18 protein-coding genes and 3 tRNA genes are annotated in these 19201 nt (G+C 49.4%); 12 read left to right on the top strand and 9 right to left on the bottom strand.

The genetic code is table 11. The annotated features are described in order from the left end of the window. Positions 1-150 precede the first annotated feature (150 nt). A tRNA-Arg gene (locus tag GX659_07700) sits at positions 151-223 on the top strand. A 78-nt stretch (positions 224-301) separates the two neighbouring features. Here GX659_07700 and GX659_07695 read toward each other — a convergent pair. Continuing rightward, positions 302-1111: a hypothetical protein gene (locus GX659_07695; GenBank protein ID NLD28661.1), complete on the bottom strand. Its 810-nt coding sequence runs from the start codon at positions 1109-1111 to the stop codon at positions 302-304. A gap of 11 nt (positions 1112-1122) precedes the next feature. Then, on the bottom strand, positions 1123-1527 hold the full coding sequence (locus GX659_07690; protein NLD28660.1) for a peptide chain release factor-like protein: 405 nt from the start codon (positions 1525-1527) through the stop codon (positions 1123-1125). Between the two features lie 192 nt (positions 1528-1719). Between GX659_07690 and GX659_07685 the strand changes: the two genes are divergently transcribed. Next, complete coding sequence (locus GX659_07685; protein NLD28659.1) at positions 1720-3462, top strand: hypothetical protein; 1743 nt, start codon at positions 1720-1722, stop codon at positions 3460-3462. Positions 3463-3543: 81 nt separating this feature from the next. Next, positions 3544-3631: transfer RNA gene (locus tag GX659_07680), tRNA-Ser, on the top strand. A gap of 91 nt (positions 3632-3722) precedes the next feature. Here the strand turns inward: GX659_07680 and ychF are convergent. Beyond that, positions 3723-4754 carry a redox-regulated ATPase YchF gene (gene ychF, locus GX659_07675; GenBank protein NLD28658.1) on the bottom strand — a complete coding sequence of 344 codons (1032 nt, stop codon included), beginning with the start codon at positions 4752-4754 and terminating at the stop codon, positions 3723-3725. 635 nt (positions 4755-5389) lie between these two features. On the opposite strand from ychF, the gene GX659_07670 reads away from it, so the two are divergent. After that, positions 5390-5476, top strand: a tRNA-Ser gene (locus GX659_07670). Between the two features lie 51 nt (positions 5477-5527). Here GX659_07670 and GX659_07665 read toward each other — a convergent pair. Next, the gene (locus GX659_07665) at positions 5528-6001 is read right to left on the bottom strand and encodes a nucleoside deaminase (protein ID NLD28657.1); all 474 of its coding nucleotides are present in this window, start codon (positions 5999-6001) and stop codon (positions 5528-5530) included. A gap of 89 nt (positions 6002-6090) precedes the next feature. Here GX659_07665 and GX659_07660 point away from each other — a divergent pair, with 89 nt between their 5' ends. Together GX659_07660 and GX659_07655 are read left to right on the top strand one after the other, a co-directional pair. Next, positions 6091-7062, top strand: a complete 972-nt coding sequence (locus tag GX659_07660; GenBank protein NLD28656.1) for a ParB/RepB/Spo0J family partition protein — start codon at positions 6091-6093, stop codon at positions 7060-7062. Positions 7063-7126: 64 nt separating this feature from the next. Continuing rightward, entirely contained in the window at positions 7127-8302 is a 1176-nt protein-coding gene (locus GX659_07655) for a radical SAM protein (protein ID NLD28655.1), read from the top strand. Between the two features lie 4 nt (positions 8303-8306). Here GX659_07655 and GX659_07650 read toward each other — a convergent pair whose 3' ends face one another. Then, complete coding sequence (locus tag GX659_07650; GenBank protein NLD28654.1) at positions 8307-9164, bottom strand: hypothetical protein; 858 nt, start codon at positions 9162-9164, stop codon at positions 8307-8309. A gap of 61 nt (positions 9165-9225) precedes the next feature. After that, the gene (locus GX659_07645; GenBank protein ID NLD28653.1) at positions 9226-9843 is read right to left on the bottom strand and encodes a hypothetical protein; all 618 of its coding nucleotides are present in this window, start codon (positions 9841-9843) and stop codon (positions 9226-9228) included. A 287-nt stretch (positions 9844-10130) separates the two neighbouring features. Between GX659_07645 and GX659_07640 the strand changes: the two genes are divergently transcribed. Genes GX659_07640 through galT form a run of 4 tightly spaced genes read left to right on the top strand, consistent with a single transcriptional unit; the run spans position 10131 to position 13614 of the window. Continuing rightward, complete coding sequence (locus GX659_07640; protein NLD28652.1) at positions 10131-11192, top strand: DUF362 domain-containing protein; 1062 nt, start codon at positions 10131-10133, stop codon at positions 11190-11192. Between the two features lie 17 nt (positions 11193-11209). Next, positions 11210-12100, top strand: coding sequence for a DUF4438 domain-containing protein (locus GX659_07635; GenBank protein NLD28651.1), 891 nt, complete (start codon positions 11210-11212; stop codon positions 12098-12100). Next, complete coding sequence (locus GX659_07630) at positions 12097-12606, top strand: small multi-drug export protein (protein NLD28650.1); 510 nt, start codon at positions 12097-12099, stop codon at positions 12604-12606. Before GX659_07635 ends, GX659_07630 begins: the two co-directional genes overlap by 4 nt. 18 nt (positions 12607-12624) lie before the next feature. Then, positions 12625-13614, top strand: coding sequence for a galactose-1-phosphate uridylyltransferase (gene galT / locus GX659_07625; GenBank protein NLD28649.1), 990 nt, complete (start codon positions 12625-12627; stop codon positions 13612-13614). Positions 13615-13630: 16 nt separating this feature from the next. Here galT and otsB read toward each other — a convergent pair whose 3' ends face one another. Both otsB and GX659_07615 read right to left on the bottom strand, forming a co-directional pair. Next, positions 13631-14413, bottom strand: coding sequence for a trehalose-phosphatase (otsB, locus tag GX659_07620; protein ID NLD28648.1), 783 nt, complete (start codon positions 14411-14413; stop codon positions 13631-13633). Then, positions 14410-14670: a hypothetical protein gene (locus GX659_07615; GenBank protein NLD28647.1), complete on the bottom strand. Its 261-nt coding sequence runs from the start codon at positions 14668-14670 to the stop codon at positions 14410-14412. The genes otsB and GX659_07615 overlap by 4 nt, the downstream gene beginning before the upstream one ends. Positions 14671-14831: 161 nt before the next feature. Here GX659_07615 and GX659_07610 point away from each other — a divergent pair, with 161 nt between their 5' ends. Then, positions 14832-16124 carry an aminotransferase class I/II-fold pyridoxal phosphate-dependent enzyme gene (locus GX659_07610; GenBank protein NLD28646.1) on the top strand — a complete coding sequence of 431 codons (1293 nt, stop codon included), beginning with the start codon at positions 14832-14834 and terminating at the stop codon, positions 16122-16124. Between the two features lie 24 nt (positions 16125-16148). Beyond that, positions 16149-18488 carry a hypothetical protein gene (locus GX659_07605; protein NLD28645.1) on the top strand — a complete coding sequence of 780 codons (2340 nt, stop codon included), beginning with the start codon at positions 16149-16151 and terminating at the stop codon, positions 18486-18488. Between the two features lie 192 nt (positions 18489-18680). Here the strand turns inward: GX659_07605 and GX659_07600 are convergent, their stop codons facing one another. Beyond that, positions 18681-19136, bottom strand: coding sequence for a methylglyoxal synthase (locus tag GX659_07600; protein ID NLD28644.1), 456 nt, complete (start codon positions 19134-19136; stop codon positions 18681-18683). Between the last annotated feature and the right edge of the window lie 65 nt (positions 19137-19201).

Raw genomic sequence — 19201 nt, 5'->3', positions numbered from 1 at the left:
ACTGTTGTAGGAGCACAAATTCGTCGTTCGGAATTGGATCGCTTCGCGGACCTGTAGCTCGCTGGATAGAGCATACCGACTTCGTCGGTTACCTCCCCCCGATGCAACATAGTTTTTTGATTTTTAAAAACTGTTAGATAATCATTTGGCGGGCCTGTAGCTCAGTGGATAGAGCATCTGCCTCCTAAGCAGAGGGTCGCAGGTTCGATTCCTGCTAGGCCCACCGAATGATTATCGGTTGCGTCGAGGGTCCTCGATTCGACAAATGCGGGTCATCGGGTCAGATTATGGCTATTTCAGATCAGAGTTTAAACCTCTTAATAAGATCCTTCCAGGCAGGGCTATCCATCACCTCCCAACTGAGTTTGTGCCCATCCACGGACTTTAGAAAATTTGTAATACCATTCGTGTCTACGACTAATACGTTACCATGTTCATCCCGAGCCAGGACGAACATCTTGTTCCTTGCACTATCATAGACGATCTTGGTATCAAAATTCATACCACCGACATCGGTCGCTTCCCATCCATCAGCGGAGTTCATTTCTTCACGTAAATCATCGGGGCGCTCATCTCTAAAACTACATATAGTATCATCGCATTCCATCGTTCTGGCCCCCGTCCCATCATTCGTTATCCTTTCAGTTGCCTCGGAGCCATCAGGTCCAACCCAGGTTCTACTCTTTGTGATACCATCATCGTCCCAAACCCATTCGCCAGGAGTTTTCCCCTGAAACATCGGGGAAGATGATTTTTCGCCCTCTTCCCCTTTGGATACTGAAGGGGTTTCTTTAACCTTTTTTGAGGCAGGACGCATCTTGAAAATCTCTTGTAAGGTCTGATAATCCCTATAGCAGCGTTCGGCGTTTCTTTCCAAAGTGCTCAAATCGGGAGTGCTGCTATATACGTCTTTCGCAAAGTGCTCTCCGCTTGGGTCGCCAGAATAATATTCAAAATTCAACCCGTCAGGAGTCTCGACATAGAAGCCGTTATCGAGCTGTAAACAAATGCCATCTTTTGGAATTTCGCTTCCCATGCCTACATCATCGGATGAAGGTGGGGGAGGAGTTGCTATATGGCCTAAAAAAATTTGGAGGCTGAATTCTAACATCTATCCATCGCTCACCCCTCAACCGGTCTTTTTCTAAGCGATTTTTTCTCAGAAATCCTTCTTTTTTCCCTAAGAATTTTCTCTTTTGCCTTTTTTGAACGTTTTTTCTTCTGTTTTTTGATCTTCCAGCGTTTTTTCTCCGCTTCGCTCTCGCACCCCAACCTCGCCCTCTCAAGCCTTTCCAAAAGGCGCCTGCGGGCGAAAAAACGGTTCATCCCCTGAGATCGCTCATCCTGACATTTGATGATAATACCGCTTGGAAGGTGTTTTAATACGACGCATGTAGAGAGCTTGTTTACGTTCTGCCCCCCTTTGCCGGATGAACGGACGAACTTTTCCTCGATATCTCCCTCGGATATCCCGGCCGCCTTCATCCTGGAATAAAGCAAATCCCACTTTTCCTTCGAAACCGTCATTTCTACCCCTAACACGCTGAAATATGTCGACTACTACTGGTAAAGTACATCCTATAAAAGATAAAAGTCTTTTGCAGGCATAAAACAGGCCCATTGACGGGAGAAATTATGTGCAATCACAGCAGATTTAAGGAACAAAAAAGAACAAAAAAGATCGCAACTTATGACAAAAACTTGCGATAAGAAGGAACAATGCTTCATATTACGAGACCATCTCCAACGCTGACGACTGCCACCATTCCGGCGTTTCTTCCCGGTATGCCCGGCAGCCACACCTTCGCAGCGACCGCTCCCTTATCCACAGCGACAGCAGGTGTAGTGACCGGCGCGGCAGGAAGGGAGTCGGCGCTCTGGGCAATGGCTAAGAGGGAAGAGAGCTTCGTTCAGACCTATTTGGGTAGGATCGAAAAAACTGAATTCGAATTTCCCGAAAAACTCCCCCCTACATTGCGTATCGAAATCCCAGAAAAGGCGATTCAAATCGCGCTGGAATCCATAGAAAGGCACTGCAGAATAACTCCAAGCCGCGGGGGTTTGCGCTGCGTGGCAAAAAGCGGAAATGCCTACATAATAAAACACCGCTGCGGTGCGGTAGTCGCTGCTGATTCAGAAGGCCATTACATACCCGAGGTATACATCCCCTCGCACGATCTGTATCTGCAAAACTTGACGCTGTATAAAGCCCGCCTCGTCACGAAGAAAGATGGAGTCAGAATAATATGTGTGAGTGGGTTAGGCTACTTCGCCTTCCAAATCGATGAAAAAGGAAACACCCCTGTCAGGATAGAAAACGCCGACCTGACCGACATCAGATTCATAGCGTACGAAGGAAGAGCCTACGAAGCGCACAAGGCCGATACAGCGGAGATAATCGAAAGCGAAGGTGAAAATGCCAATCCGCATTTTCTCATGGACCTCAACAGCAGCGAACGCTTTCTCTTCGCAGTTCCAAAAGGCGAAAAGGTTGCCCCTTTGACAAGAAGGAGTTATCCCTCCATAGGAGTGATAACCGATAAATTTGGAAAGATGTACAGGCAGTATCCGATACGAATTGGAAACACGGATTTTTTCATAAACCCGATCTCGGAGCCGACCAACTACGGAGATTTCGAATTAAACGGATCCGGAGATCACAGGAATATCAAACTCCACAAATCCCTCCCGAACAGGAGATGGCGGGAGGCATCCACCGATGAAATCAGGAATTTCTTTAAAACACACTTTTACGCGCAAATCAATCCAGCCTCTTTAAAAACTCCGACAGTCCGGCACCCAATACCGGCGACATCGGAGATCAATGAAATAGGCGCAAACCTTGTTGCAGAAAGAATCTTCACTCAGGCCATAGACATCTTCACCCCCGAATTTAAAAGGAAGATCACTCTTCAAGTTGTGGCAGATGAAAGAAAATCATTTGTAGCAAGACGATCGAGAATAGTGAGGATGATGTCAAAAAGCCCCATCGCACTTTTCAGCAGCGTAAAACGAATAGAAATCTATCCCAATACTTCAACGTATTACGGATTCAGTACCCTCTCAGACGTAGGGGGAATATTTTGCAGCTCCAAAAACCTCGTGCGCCTCTTCGAATTCGACAGGAAATATGGAGAAGTCTTCCCAATATTTCTTCATGAGATGTGTCACTCGCTTCATGGAGGTGAAAGATCTGAAGGCTGGGTCGCGGCAATGCTGGCCATAAAGTCCGGGGGCGAAAAGGAATTCGTAACACTAGAAAGACTGACGAAATCCTGCTATTACAGCCAAGACTGGGGAGAGTTTGTCGCAGAAGCCGGTGCATCCATACTATCGGGGACGCTCAGCTTTGAGGAATTCAGCGAAGCTATCCCGTTCACATCGGCTCTCATCTTTTCACTACTTGAAAAATCGGCAAGGCGCGCAGAAAACTTAAGCACGAAGCAGAACCAGATACCGTAATATCTAGCGATCTGCGAAACCCCGCTCATGCAAAAATGAGTTGCCCTGGAAATGGCCTTATGCTCTATTGCGCCCGCTTCTGGAGAGATGGCCGAGAGGCTGAAGGCGCACGCTTGGAAAGCGTGTTTACTTAACGGTAACGTGGGTTCGAATCCCACTCTCTCCGCCAAGTAGGTACGTTCCGCACACGGCCCCGTTTCAAGGGGAAATAAGGGATCAGGCAGCCACAATTGAGGGATAAAAATCAGGGCCACTGATCTCTACACATTAAACCTGAAATTTACAATATCACCATCCGCGACGATATATTCCTTTCCCTCTAGTCGCTGTTTGCCGGCAGCTTTGGCCTTATGAAGATCGCAGCCGGTGTTTATGAAGTCATGGTATGCGACGACCTCAGCCCTGATGAAACCACGTTCGAAATCTTTGTGTATAGCGGCGGCCGCCTGTGGCGCGGTGGAGCCCTTTCTTATGACCCACGCCCTCACCTCATCCTCGCCGACGGTGAAATAATAGATGCGGCCTAGCATCAAAAAGGCCTCCCTGATGATTCGTGCAAAGGCAGGCTCGTCGATCCCTAGCGACTTCATAAACTCCTCGCGCTCAGCCTGTTCGAGCTCGGCGATCTCAGACTCTATGTTGCAGCAGATCTCTATGGCATTTCGACCGACCGGCGATTTCGAAACGAATTGAGCGGCTACCCCGGAAACTCCCTCTGCTACATTGACGACCACCATCTCAGGCTTGATCGTAAGAAATGAAAAGCTTTTCAGCGAGTCCCTTTCGAAATCGGACATATCGACATCCCTCACCCCGCCGCCCGACTCCAGCATATCCTTCACCTTGGGAAGAAGTTCCCTGTGTATTTTCTCCTCAGGCTTCAGCGTCGCCGCCGGGATCTTCATAAGTTTTTCGAGACGGGCTTCGACCATTATGAGATCGGCTATCGCCATCTCCACCGAAAGTTTTTGGTACTTATCCGTGAGTTTCACAGTATCCGAATCGGTAAAGGCATCTATGACATGTAGGATCGCATCTGCTGATCCGATTCTCTGTCTTATTACGGACCATGCTCCCTCGCCGCGGGCGTTGATATCCACAAACGGCACGGAGGCAGGAGTCACCTTCGCGGGCTTGAAAATCTCCACCAGCTTCAAAAAACGCGCGTCGGGGATCTTCGCGACGCCGCGCACAGCGACCTCGGAGAGCTGCGAGCCGCTGTCCACGCCGGTCATTATTTTAAAAAGAGTGCTCTTCCCGCTTTGAGGGAGTCCAACTATCGCTATTTCCATTTTCCCAACCTTTCTTCAATTTTAAGAGAGGGCCGATACTACAGGGGCATGATTTAGACAACCGATATGAGATCTAGACAAAGCTTTTTGCCTGTTGTAGGGGGATTCGGCTTCAAGGTCGAAAGTTGAGGTATGTGCGGTTATGAGTTGAACGTCCGTAACTGGATTCCTGCCCCGCCGCAGAAAGCGGCTTACAGTGCAGGAATGACGGAAATATTGTCATCATCAAGTGCTTAAATCGAGGACTCAGAAACCTCAGTGGAGAGCCCGCCACTAAAACTTTGGCGGGCCAGTATTTGCGTAATGACTAGCGCCGACCTACAGTCGTCGCCAGCATAACGCAATGAAATGTGAACGATTTCTAAAAACAGGCGAAGGCAGAAAAGTTGTTGAAAACTTGCTGAAAGAGCCCGCCACTAAAACTTTGGCGGGCCAATATTTGCGTAATGACTAGCACCGACCTACAGTCGTCGCCAGCATAACGCAATGAAATGTGAACGATTTCTAAAAACAGGCGAAGGCAGAAAAGTTGTTGAAAACTTGCTGAAAGAGCCCGCCACTAAAACTTTGGCGGGCCAGTATTTGCGTAATGACTAGCACCGACCTACAGTCGTCGCCAGCATAACGCAAATACTGGAGAGGTGCCGGAGCGGTCGAACGGGGCGGTCTCGAAAACCGTTGTACCCTTCTGGGTACCGAGGGTTCGAATCCCTCCCTCTCCGCAACAAAAAAACCCGTGCGAAAGCGCGGGTTTTTTGTGAGGAGAGGAGATGTTATTTGCATTTTTTCTTCCGCTTCCGCCTGAAAAATTCGGAGAGGAGAGCTGCACACTGTTTTCCCATAACCCCGCTTTTCACCTCGAATCTGTGATTTAGCCTTCTATCGTTCGACAGGTTGAAGAGGGAACCTACCGCTCCCGCCTTCGGATCGAAACAGCCAAATACAACCCTCTTCACCCTCGACTGCAAAATAGCTCCCGCACACATCACACAAGGCTCGCATGTAACATATATGGTGACGCCATCCAGCCTCCAGCTTTTCATTTTTTTCGCCGCCTTTTCGATCAGCAAAATTTCGGCGTGACCTAGCGGATCCTGTTTTTTTTCACGAAGGTTGTGCGCCCTGGCTATTATTTTGTTGCCCAAAACCGCAACCGCTCCAATTGGTACCTCGTCTAATTCTCCCGCCCGCACCGCCTGTGCCACAGCGGCTTTCATAAAAGTTTCTTCGAGATTTTTTTCCTTCATCAAAGAGGCCTCCAAAATTTTTCAAAAAATCAGATTCGGATAAAGATTAATATTGCAATTCTGGAAGGACTTCTCCATTATCCGCCGCCATGTTACTCCAATACATAAACGTTTCCAGTCTAAACATTGCGGATGACAGCTACCGCATAACCTTTTCCCCTAAGATCGAGGAGTTGAAACGTTCGATCAAGCAGGTAGGAATCATCCAGCCGATCACTGTGCGGCATACTCCGGAGGGAACATACCAGATAGTCACCGGCTACAAACGCGTTTTGGCTATGCAGGAGCTGGAGAGGCAATCTATCCCGGCGATGCTCTATGAGCACAACGACCTGTCGCCGACGCAGGCATTTCTGTGGAATCTGCACGACAACGCGATATCGCGCCGATTGAATCTGGTCGAAAAGAGCATCGCACTCACAAAGCTGAAACAGTTCTATTCGATGTCCGATGAAGATCTCACGAAACAGTTCCTGCCCTTGTTGGGTGAAGAACAGAGTTTCAAGATACTCCATCAGTTGCTCTCTCTGGGCGCGCTCACCGAACCACTCAAGAATCATGTGGTAAACAATGATATCGCGCTTTCTTCAGCCAGCAGAATAGCTGAGTTCACCCCGTCCACGCAGCAGGCGCTTTTGGCGGTTTTGACTCACATCCGCCCTTCTACGAATAAGCTAAACGAGCTGCTCTCGCTTCTGCGTGAGATTTCAGCTCGTGATGCGCTGTCGGTCGAGGAAATACTTCATCGCTACCAGCTGCTTCAGGTCGTAGCCAATCCGGCCGCACCTTCGGCCGATAAAGTCAATGCGCTCAGGAAGGCCCTCAAGGGTATCCGCCTGCCGCAGCTCTCTCAGAGGCAGCGTCAGCTCGCAGAGTTGATTCAGGGGCTGGAACTCCCCGATTCGGCAAGGGTCGTCGCCGATCCGTATTTCGAAAACAGAAACATGAAACTGGAATGCCAGTTCTCACATCCCGGAGAGCTCGACGCGGTCATCAAGAAAATTCAGGATGCGTTCGAAAAACAGAAGTGGCAGCAGATTTTCGAATGGTATCGCGCCTGATTTTTTCGTCAGGGACCACAAAAATTCATGACAAGAACTATACTTAATATGTAAGGGTGCAACCATGTCCACAGTTGCTCATGATTCGAAGGTCAGAAGGCTGCCTTCCAGAAAAATAAAAACTAGTGCGTTTCCCTTCACGCCGGAACACGTCTGGATCGACGCATCCGTGGCCGATCATCCACAAACGATACGCATCATGAACAAACTCAAGGATATCGAAGTAGATATCGTCGATGATGTGAGAACCCTCAAACGTCCGACCGACGCGGCCAGCGCCAAAAACCAGATGGTTCTTACAGCCCACAAAGGTCAGGCTTTTAAACTCTGCCAAGGAATAGGAGAAGGACATCTTTGCTGCAATTATCGCGTTCTGGATCTCGTCTCGGGATGCCCGATGGAATGCAGCTACTGCATACTGCAGTCGTACCTGTACAACAATCCACGGACCACCGTCTACGTAAACGTCGAGGAAATATTGGCTGAGGTTTCAGCGTTTCTGGCCAAGGAGGAAGGAAAGTTCTTCCGTATCGGAACCGGCGAACTCGGAGATAGTCTAGCGCTCGACCCGATCACCGAGTCGGCGAGTCTGTTAGTCCCATTCTTCGCGTCAAAAAAAAATGCAATTCTGGAGCTAAAAACAAAGTCGCTTTGCGTCGATTCGCTTATGGAACTTCGTCACAGAAACCGGACCGTGGTTTCGTGGTCAATAAACACTCCGGCTTATATCGCATCCGAAGAGAGGAACACCTCATCGCTTGAAGAAAGGCTAGAAGCTGCGGCAAAAGTGTCATCGGCGGGCTACGGGGTCGGCTTTCACTTCGATCCCATCATAATAATAAAAGATGCGACATCGGAGATCCAAGCATACCTCGACGTCGTCGACAAAATATTTGAAAAACTCGAGCCTAGGCAGATATCATGGATAAGCTTAGGGCTTCTTCGTTTTCCAAAAGACCTTTCTCGTATCGCATCGAGGAGATTTCCTGACACAAAGATATACACCGGCGAATTCGTCCCTTCCAACGGAAAGATGCGCTATCTGCGCTTCATACGCGAAGATGCATACAGACCGCTGTACGAAAAACTCCTGTCCAAACTCCCGCGGCACAAGGTGTATCTCTGTATGGAAACGCCAACTGTATGGGAAAAGATAGATCCGGATGTAAAGTGCAACTCCTGCATCGAAAAAAGGCTCTGCAACGCGGAGAGCATATCCTTCGACTACAAGCGTTTCTGATCGATTACTTTTCGTTATCCACCAAAAAACTCTTCACTTTGTTGGAATCCATCGATACGGATATGAGATCTTTTGCCGATTCCCTGTACAATATCCCGACGGGACTCCCTTCATTGATCGAAAACGGAAAAAGCGATAATGCCGTCGAAAGCCTGAATATAGTGCCCAACGATTCGCTGGATAGATAAACATTCCCAGCGCTATCGACGGCACATCCCTCCATTCTGGGAACTGAAACAGACGGCAGAATCTGTCTCTTCCCGATTTTATCCAGATGCGAAAGCTCTCCGGAGGCCCAGCCCAAGATCATAAATATCTCACGAACGGGATGCCAGCATATCCCATGGGGCTCACCTAAAAAATCGCCGGATGCAAAGAGCGTGACCTCATGCTGCCTATCCGGATCGATCCTGTAGATGATATTGGCCGGACCATCCGTAACATAAAGCGCCCTGTCAGGCCCCTTGATTATTCCTACCAGATGACGGACGAGGTAGTCGCCAAAGTTGATATTATAAAGAAAGGTTCCCTTGCGTAAATCGAAGACGCGCAACTTGTCTATGTCCGCTGCATAGAGCTTGCCTCCTACGACCGCCATTCCCTTGGGGGCGTTCATCGTAACGCTGCCCGACTCGCCTCCAAGATATCTCATCTGATCGACGGTTCCATCCCCCCTCAGTTTGGATATAAACCCGTTTCCATCACGCGAATCATAGGGGCCGTTGATGTTTGAAACATATATGCTTCCGGAGTCAGGATCTACCGCAACTCCGTAGGGATTTTGAAACCCAATGGTCTCGAAAGCCGATGCGACAGATGAAATCAGGGAGAAAAAACAGACAAGGGATATTAGTTTTTTCATGAGATGAGATTATCGCGCCCCGCTTTAGCTGTCAAATAAGAGGATTTGCCAAAAATGCGTACTAGAAGCCGACCTGCATTCCGATTCTGATTGGAAATGCAAAGACGGAGGCCCCGCCTCTGGAGATATTGTCTCCGAAAAAGCGTATGAAACGAAACGGCGCCTCGAGGGTGAGCGAGGCGCTCACCTTTTCAGTCCGGGCAAAATAATAGGAAAGCCCAGGGCCAAAGCTCGCAGAAATGCCTCCTGCCTGGCTGTTGTTATCAATAGACCCGTCCGTCAAGTAAGACCATCCCGCACCTCCTACCAGATGGAAGTCGACCCCGTTTTTCCATTCCACTATGTGAAGGACCCCCTCAAGCGACAGGTCGATGAAATTCACCCATTCGCTCTGGTTGAGCTTTAGCCTGTTTATTTCAAACGGGATCTGAATTCCCCAGCGAGAGCCCGGAAAATCGTATCCAACGATGAAATGGCCGCCGTATCCGGGGCCGAACTTAACCTTCGCCCCACCGCCAAAAGGATTATTTTGAATGGCGTTCGTGAACATGAATAGTTGGGAGTAACCGACGCCAAGATAGACCCCCTCATGTCCGCAGGCTATGGAGTTGGACGGAAAAAGCGAAATAACGCACAGCAACCCAAAAAAACCTATGTATTTCAATATCTTATATTTCATACGCAGCTCCTCTTCGCTGATTGAGGTAATAGCCAATGTTATCGGACGCTGCAAGGGATAAATTACGGTCGAAAACCGCTGTCGTTACAACAAATTTTAAACCGACCTACACCGGGCGGACAGGATGCCGACGTTACCGATCACGAGTCACGATCGCCATGGAATCCCCACCTGTCCGCCGCAAGCGGCACAGCCAAAACCATGCACGGATGATGACCTTGATGACGAGTTTATATTGACAACACCAGCCCATAACCTATGAATCAAACCCCTTCGGAGGTATGATCTTGGCAGAAACAAATCCCGATAAAGCACCGGAAGTTATTTTTCTTCCGTGGGAGAAACGCGACCGACTAGATAGCCTGATCGAGAGGTCCGCCTTCCCCTCCTCGATATCAAAGGGTGAATATCTGGCCATTAAGATGCATTTCGGCGAACGCGGTGGAGACGGTCATGTAAAACCGGAATTTATCCGCCCGTTCATAAGGGCTGCAAAGTCCAAAAAGGCAAAACCATTTCTCACCGATACATGCACGATCTATCATGGCCCCAGAAACAATGCGGTGGAACATCTCATGGTAGCTGCGGAGCACGGCTTCTCGCTTAACAGGCTCCAAATTCCGGTAATCATAGCCGACGGACTTTTGGGAGACGAACATCGGGAGATACCGATACCAGGAAAACACTTTTCAAAGGTAAAGATCGCCACCGGAATAACAAACGCCGACAGGATGCTCGTAATATCGCATTTCAAGGGTCACGTACTCACCGGATTCGGCGGAGCCATAAAAAATATCGGCATGGGATGCGGATCCAGGAAGGGAAAATTTGAAATGCACTCATCCGCGGCGCCGAAAGTCACATCACAAAAGTGCGTCGGATGCGGCATGTGCATCCCTACGTGCGCGCAAAGTGCTTTGAAGCTATCCGACGGAAAGATTGAGCTCGATAAGAAGCTGTGCGCTGGATGTGGTGAGTGCATAATCGCGTGTCATACGGCAGCGCTCTCGATCACATGGAACGAAGAGACAAAAAATGTTCAGGAGCGCATCGTGGAATACGCGCTGGGCGCGGTGAAAGATATCCCTGCATACTATTTTAATTTCGTATGCCATATCACGCCCAATTGCGACTGCACTGGAATAAGGGAAAAACCGATAGCGGCCGACGTAGGGATACTCGCCTCGGAAGATCCTGTGGCGATAGATGCGGCATCGCTTGAACTCGTAGTCCAAAACAGCGGAGACGTCTTTAAAAAAGCCCATCCCGAGCTCGATTGCAGCCTGCAACTCGAATACGCCAAAAAAATCGGACTGGGGAGCAGAAAATATAAACTCGTAGAGCTGTGACAAAAGAAAGGGTACCGATGAAGCTTAAGACGAACGAAAAGCGCCTGGTAAAAATTGCAGTCGAGGGCAAGCCAGCTCCGGCGCTGGCCTATCCAAATGAGATAGGCAGCGACGGGAAAATCCACAACATCCCCAGCGTAGGTGGCATCACCTTCAACGTGCTAGTGGGAGATCCGGCTTTTGGCTGGGCGGCCGATCATATAGAACCGTGCGTCTCCACAGTTCACAATGCGGAAAAGCGAAAGGAACGCCCCAACGTGGCGTTCAATTTCCTGACCTGCATAGGAAACGAGGCGGTAATCATCGGCGGAAAAATGGCTGGCAAAAAAGGAGTAGTCACCGGCCACCATGGCGGAGTGGAACATGTAATCATAGATTTCCCAAAGGATGTGTTTGAAAAGATGTCGCTCGACGACAAAATACAGATCAGGACCTTCGGACAGGGGCTGTGTCTGGAGGATTTCCCGGAAATTACATTATCCTCACTCGATCCTGAACTCCTTCATAAAATGTCCCCGAAATCCCTCGGCAAAAAGCTTGAGGTGGAGGTAGCAAAAATAGTTCCCGCAAAGTTGACCGGTTCCGGAATGGGATCCACGCATTCAAAAAGCGGAGATATCGACCTGATATCCTCCGATAAAAATTTGCTGGAGCAAAACGATCTTCTCGATTTGAAGCTGGGAGACATCGTTGCAATAGCGGACTGCGATGCAAGCTTCGGATGGTGCCACCGTGGCGGCGCGATAACGGTGGCGGTAGTGATACACGGCGACTCGCACCTTTCCGGTCACGGCCCCGGGATGGCTACGATAATGACGAGTTCAATCGGCGCTATCATCCCAAAAAAATCGAAGGATGCAAACATAGGCAGATATCTCAAAATCGGCAGATACCGGAAGATCAAATGATAAAAAATATTCTGATTCTGTTCGTAATAACCATGATACCGGCATTCGAGCTGAGGGCCTCAATTCCATACGGAATCCTCAGTGGACGAGTCGATCTTCCACTCGGCCTTCACGTTGAAGGGATGGGGATGTGGTGGCTGTCGGCGTTCACAATATGCGTAGCCGCGAACGCAATCTTGGGTTTCATACTATACCCGATGATCGATAAAATCATGAGGCTCCTGTCTAAAATTCCACTAATAGGAAAAGCTTGGAACCGCTTCACCTCACACGCTCAGAAAAAAGTTCATCCGTATGTGGAGAAATGGGGCACGCTTGGCATAGCGATATTCGTCGCGATACCTCTGCCCGGAAGCGGCAGCTATTCGGGGGCGGTCGGGGCATACCTTCTTGGAATGAGCCGAAAAAACTTCTATGTAGCGAACACGATCGGCGTTTTTTTGGCAGGGGTCGCAGTCACGGCAGCTACGATAGCCGGACGCGGAATGTTTGAAATCTTTTTCTAACTTATACGAGGAAACAAAATGCCAGAACTGAGAAAAGATCCAATCACCGAAAGATGGGTAATAATAAGCCCGGAGAGGGCCAAGCGCCCCGAAGATTTTACCGTCTCAAAAGCGGAGCGCAAAGAGGGGGTCTGCCCCTTTTGCCAGGGAAATGAATCGATGACCCCCGAAGAAGTTTTTGCGATAAGGGAAGGGACCGAGGCAAATTCCCAGGGATGGAAAACCAGGGTTGTCCCTAACAAATTTGCGGCTCTTGCCGAGGGTCCCCTGCCCGAACTAAATTCGAATGGCATATACAAAAACATGGCAGGACACGGAACCCACGAGGTCATCGTCGAAACGCCAAAACATTCCGTGACGCTAGCCGACCTGGGCGTCCAAGAAATCTCGGATTTTCTTAAAACCTGCACGGCAAGGTTCGATCATATGAAAAAACTCGGATCGGTGAAATATGCCATGCTCTTCAGGAATAATGGACAGAGCGCCGGAGCCAGCCGTGAACATCCGCATTCGCAAATAATAGGGCTTCCGATAACGCCGAAGGCTCTCTCGGAAGAAATCACACCTGCCAAAGAGTTCAATCGCTCGACGGGCGGGTGCATATTCTGCAAGATGCTGGATGATGAAATAAAACAAGAATCCAGGATAGTTCTCCTGAATGAAAAATTTGCCGCCATCTGTCCTTTTGCACCCCGTTACGCCTTTGAAACATGGATATTGCCGCGGCGGCACGAAAGCTCTTTTGAAAATATCTCTGATTCCGAAATCACCTGCTTGGCAGAGATATTGAAATCCGTCCTGACAAAAATGAAGCAAACCTTGAAGGATCCTCCATACAACATGATGCTGCACACATCGCCATTTGGTGAAAACCTTGAGGGTATATATCACTGGCACATCGAAATAGCTCCGTCCCTCAACATAATAGCCGGGTTTGAAAGAGGAACCGATTTCTACATAAATCCGACCCCTCCGGAAACCGCAGCGGAATACCTAAGGAAAGCTTAAAGAAAATCCAGGAGCATCAACGCCCGTATTCCTCGAGTAGCCACTTCATGAGAGGAGCGGCATCGTCTATCTCTCTGACATAATACTCCGCCTTGCTGCTCTTTTTCAGACCGACACGAACGGTGATACCAGATGACTTCAGTTCCTTGAATGCATCTTCATCGGTCGTATCATCGCCAAAATAAACGGGAAGATATCCGGGCGCGATATTTTCCCATATCCATTTCGATCCCTTTCCCTTGTCCCAAAACTTTTTAGGTCTGACCTCAAAAAGTTTTTTCGCCCTCATAAGCTCGAGGTTCTGCTCTTTTAGAATGGGCCGAATCATTTCCATATATTCCTTAACCAGCAAGCTCTGCTTTTTCACATCCACATGTCTGTAATGAAGAGCGACTGAATAATCTTTCTGCTCTATACTGACGCCTGAGATTGACCCGAATTTTTTATAGACCACAGACCCCAATTTTTTAATCTCGGCGGTAAACTCTGACCCTATAGAAAATATTTTTTTGCGACCGCGCCATATCTCATAGCCATGATCCGAGGCTATGAGCATACGATCTATGCGGACCTTCTCCCCAGCATCTGGTTGGGCGCGTCCTGTTACGACACCTACTTCAATATTATTCTTCCCCATAAGGGCAACGAGCCAATCGCGCCAATGGGGCAGCATTTCAGCCTTCAGGGGATCCCCGACTATCGGGGCTATCGTTCCATCGAAGTCAAAGAGGAGGAGCACCCCCTTGGATGCAACGGCTCTCTTTTTTATGAATGGAATTGAATGAGGCAAATATTTCATAATTTTAATTCAAACCAGCGAGGCGAGTTCTGAAACAAATTTTTCCGCCCATCTATAAGCAAAGATATTTCCGTAAGGGCGTTTTCGATCGCATCGACTATTTTGTCTCTAAGAGTTCTTGTCGAAGTCTCTGCGGCGGTATCTGCCATCGAAAACTGATGAGGGTTCGAAGCCCTCAAGCCGATCAATTCCCTCAGATGAAGTCTGGAATGAAAATAAAATGGATTTGAAGCCTTCCTTATAATAAGCTTTTTCATTGAAATCACGTACCTTTTTGATTGGCGCAACAATCTAAGTGAATTTCCGCTTAAGGTCAAGCCGACAAGGAAAACCTGCAACCAGCAGAGGTTGACTAAATGGGATATCAGCACTAGAGTGCGCCCCACATCGGATTTTGAACAAAACCAGGGAGGGTTACATGAATCTGTATGCGGAAAGGGTTTCAAAGATCGACACGGAAAATGCATTTAAAGTCGGGCCTTACATCGCGGAGGTGGAGAAGCAGGGCCACAAAGTCATCAAATGCAATTTGGGCGAACCCGATTTCGCCCTGCCCAAACATATCCGCGAAGAAGTTAAAAAGCAGATCGACAACGACCTCACCCACTACTGCGATCCACAGGGGATACTTCCGCTTCGCGAGGCGATAGCATCCTATATCTCCAAATCAAGAGGCATCAGCGTAACACCGGACAGGGTCGTCGTCTTCCCGGGCGCAAAACCTCCGATAGGCTTGTGCCAGCAGACCTACTGCAATCCGGGGGATGAAATAATCTATCCCAGCCCCGGGTTCCCGATATACGAATCTTTCATAGCCTACATCGGGGCGAAGCCTGTTCCGCTGCATCTGAGGGAAGAAGCCGGTTTCAGTTTTACGGGAGCTGAGCTCGAACCGCTGATCACGGATAAAACCAAGCTAATTTACATCAATTTTCCCTCGAATCCCACTGGCGGCGTCGCGACCGAAGAACAGCTATCGGAAATCGCGAGGGTGATAAAAAAGAAAGCAAACCCGGACATCAGGATCTACTCGGATGAAGTTTACGAGCACATACTCTTCGACGGAAGCGTCCACCGGAGCATCGCCCCGCTCATGCCCGACAATACTATAATCATATCGGGAGTCTCAAAGTCATACTCCTGGACTGGAGGCAGAGTGGGATGGGCTGTATTCCCTACCGCCGAAGAAGCGCAAACATTCAAGAACCTCAACATCAATTACTTTTCCTGCATACCGGCCTACAACCAGATGGGGGCAAAAGTCGCAATCGAATCACCGGAGAGTCCGGCCGAAATACGCAAGATGGTCACCGCCTTTCAAGAGCGCCGCGACGTCGTAGTATCGGGGCTAAATTCGATAGAGGGCATAAGCTGTCAGAAGCCGAAAGGTGCTTTCTACGTATTTCCGAACATCGGCGGTGTATGCGAAAGCATAGGCGCTGTATCTGCCTACAATTCGCTTCCAGATGAAGTAAAAGCGAAAACTAGCCCGTCGACTCTGTTTCAGATGTTCCTTCTATTCAAATATCACGTGGCGTCGATGGATAGAAAATCCTTCGGAAAAATAGGAACCGCGGGGAAGCATTTCTTGAGGCTCTCCATCGCAACCGGAATAGAGGACCTGAAAAATGGCGTTGAACGGATATCGAAAGCGGCCCGCGATCGTGATGGCTTTGCCGCTTTCATAAAGGAAGGCAAACGTCTCAGCTGACCAACAACAAAAAAGGAGAACGTAATGTCATTCGAATTCGGACCGAGGCGCGGAACTTACATCGACATATCGAAGGAAATTAAAACTGCTGATGCAAGTGCCGGGATTGATCACCTTGAAAAACTGGATCTAGTCTATCGCACTCTTTGCGCAATGATGTACAATTACGTGCCCACTTCAGGGCATCCTGGCGGATCGATATCGTCTGGGAGATTCGTATCATCGCTACTATTTGAAACGATGAATTACGATATCTCCGATCCGGACAGGGAAGATGCGGACATGATATCCTATGCTGCAGGACACAAGGCCCTGGGGCTCTACGCGATGTGGGCACTGAGAAACGAAATAGTCCGCATAGCAGATCCGGATCTTCTTCCGAAGGATGTAAAACTTCAATTAAGGTTAGAGGATCTGCTCGGTTTCAGAAGAAACCCTACTACATCAACTCCGCTGTTTAAAAAATTCAACTCCAAGCCTCTCGACGGACATCCCACACCAGCGACCCCCTTCGTGAAGCTTTCGACCGGGGCCTCCGGGGTTGGAGTGGCAGCATCATTGGGGCTGGCATTCGGAGCCGCCGACAGGTTCGGCAAGAACGCGCCGGTAGTTCACGTAGTGGAGGGAGAAGGAGGAATGACCCCGGGCAGGGTCGCCGAGGCATTCGCATCCGCCGGAACATCATCGCTAGCCAACATAATGATGCACGTCGACTGGAACCAGGCATCCATTGACTCCAACGCCGTCTGCCGCGAAGGCGATAAGCCGGGAGACTACGTCCAGTGGAACCCTGCTGAATTCGCATATCTGTACGACTGGAATGTCATTTCCGTCCCGGATGGAAAGAACTTCGCGCAGATACTCGCAGCTCAGAAAAAAGCATCCGAACTGAACAACGGGCAGCCGACGGCTATCGTGTACAGGACAATCAAAGGATGGCAGTATGGAATCGAAGGGCGGGCATCGCATGGAGCTGGTCATAAACTTTGCACGGACGGATATTTTAAGACGCTCGGACCGCTGATAGGGGACCGTATTTCGGAAATTCCGCGCTGTGAGAATGAGAAAAGATGCTCCGACGATTCCACAGTCGGCGAGGCATGCTTCTGGGAAGCCCTAAAGGCAATCCGCATGGCTTTGGAAAATAACCCGGATACATGCGCCTACCTTGCGAAGAAAATATCCGAATCGCGCAGCAGACTGGCAAAACTTTCCAGAAAGCCACGTGCAAACGCTCCCGACATGGAAGCCGTATATCGCACGGCCAAGGAGGAGGGATTAAAGGTTCCATCCAAACTTGCCATTCAGTCTGGATCGTCAACTACGTTGAGAGGGGAACTGGGGAAAGCTCTCGGCTATCTCAACAAGAAAAGCGGCGGAGCCATATTGGTCGCGGCGGCGGACCTTCTCGGTTCAACCAGTTTCAACGAAGTCGGAAAGGAATTTCCCGCCGGATTTTTCAACGCGATCTCCAACGCAGGCGCGAGAACTCTGTCAGTAGGGGGTATATGTGAAGATGCGATGGCAGGCGTTCTCTCCGGCCTTAGCACCTTCGGTCACAACATCGGCGCCGGTTCCTCGTACGGCGCATTCATAGCGCCGCTTGGGCATATAGCTGCGAGGCTGCATTGCATCGGAAGCCAGTCGCGCCAAGAGATCAAAAAAGAACCTTACAAGACTTTCATACTCGTATGCGCACACGCAGGATTAAAAACCGGAGAGGATGGACCTACGCACGCCGATCCGCAGGCACTTCAACTCCTGCAGGAAAACTTCCCGCGAGGGACGATGATAACCATGACGCCATGGGATCCCCAGGAAGTGTGGCCACTGCTCTCCACCGCCCTTGCAAAAAGGCCGGCGGTGATAGCCCCGTTCGTGACGCGTCCGAGCGAAACGGTCTATGACAGGAAAGCGCTCAATCTCGCCCCGGTGCTTGAGACTTCAAACGGTCTCTACAAACTCGTAGAGGCAAATGGAAAGAGCGAGGCCACGATAGTCATACAAGGAAGCGGAGTAGCATACGCCTTCGTCGAAGAAGCGCTTCCACTCATCCGTCAGGCTGGAATGAACCTGGATGTGTATTACGTATCCAGCGCCGAGATATTCGACATGTTGCCGATTGAAAAACAGCGTGAGATCTTTCCGGAAACAGCTTCGAAAAACGCTATTGGAATAACGGGCTTCACCCTGCCGACCATGTTTCGGTGGATCAGATCAGAATCCGGACTCTCGATGACCATGCATCCATTCCAAAACGGACACTATTTAGGAAGCGGCGAGGCCCGCGCAGTAATGCAGCAGGCAGGTCTCGATGGAAAGAGCCAGTTCAGACAGATTCAGCGATACATCAAAGAAAGGTAACGATTTCTAATATCGCTTGACGTTAAAAGCCCCCCTTGCGGGGGGCTTTTTTCATCCTTGCCTAAGAGAACGAGCTCGCCCATCATAACGCCATCGCATGAAAGCCCCCGACAACTCTCTCCACGAGCGTATCGACGCATTTACCCTTCCTGTAACTTCCCATTACAACCGGAATGCGCATACTACATCCTGTCAGCTATGCCCTGGAATCAGGGTATCGAAGTCAGGCGTAATCCTTTCGTATTTATCATTCATGAGCTGCGAAGATATTATGAAGTCGGCGCTGGAGCGATTGCATGCAATTGGAACATTGTATACAACAGCGATCCTGAGAAGCGCTTTGACATCCACATCATGAGGATGGGGTGAAAGGGGATCCCAAAAGAATATTATACAGTCGAGTTCACCTTCTGAAATTTTTGCCCCTACTTGCTGGTCCCCTCCTAGGGGTCCGCTCTTGAAGCAGTGCACGCCCAGACAAAGTTCCCTGGCTATGAGGGACCCGGTAGTTCCTGTTCCGTACAGCTCGTGTTCGGCCAGAAGCTCTCTGTTAAACCTCGCCCACTGGAGTATCGTATCTTTTTTATTATCATGGGCTATGAGCGCAATTCTCTTTTTTTTCTTCATTGAAACCGTTTTTTCTTTCATGAGAACCTCCACCGATCAAATCGAGCGCACTCTTGCAGAATGGGATCCTAAGACTCCTTGACTTC

It is taken from the genome of Myxococcales bacterium (assembly GCA_012513515.1).
Taxonomy (GTDB): domain Bacteria; phylum UBA10199; class UBA10199; order 2-02-FULL-44-16; family JAAZCA01; genus JAAZCA01.
This window is presented reverse-complemented; position numbering and strand designations above follow the sequence as displayed.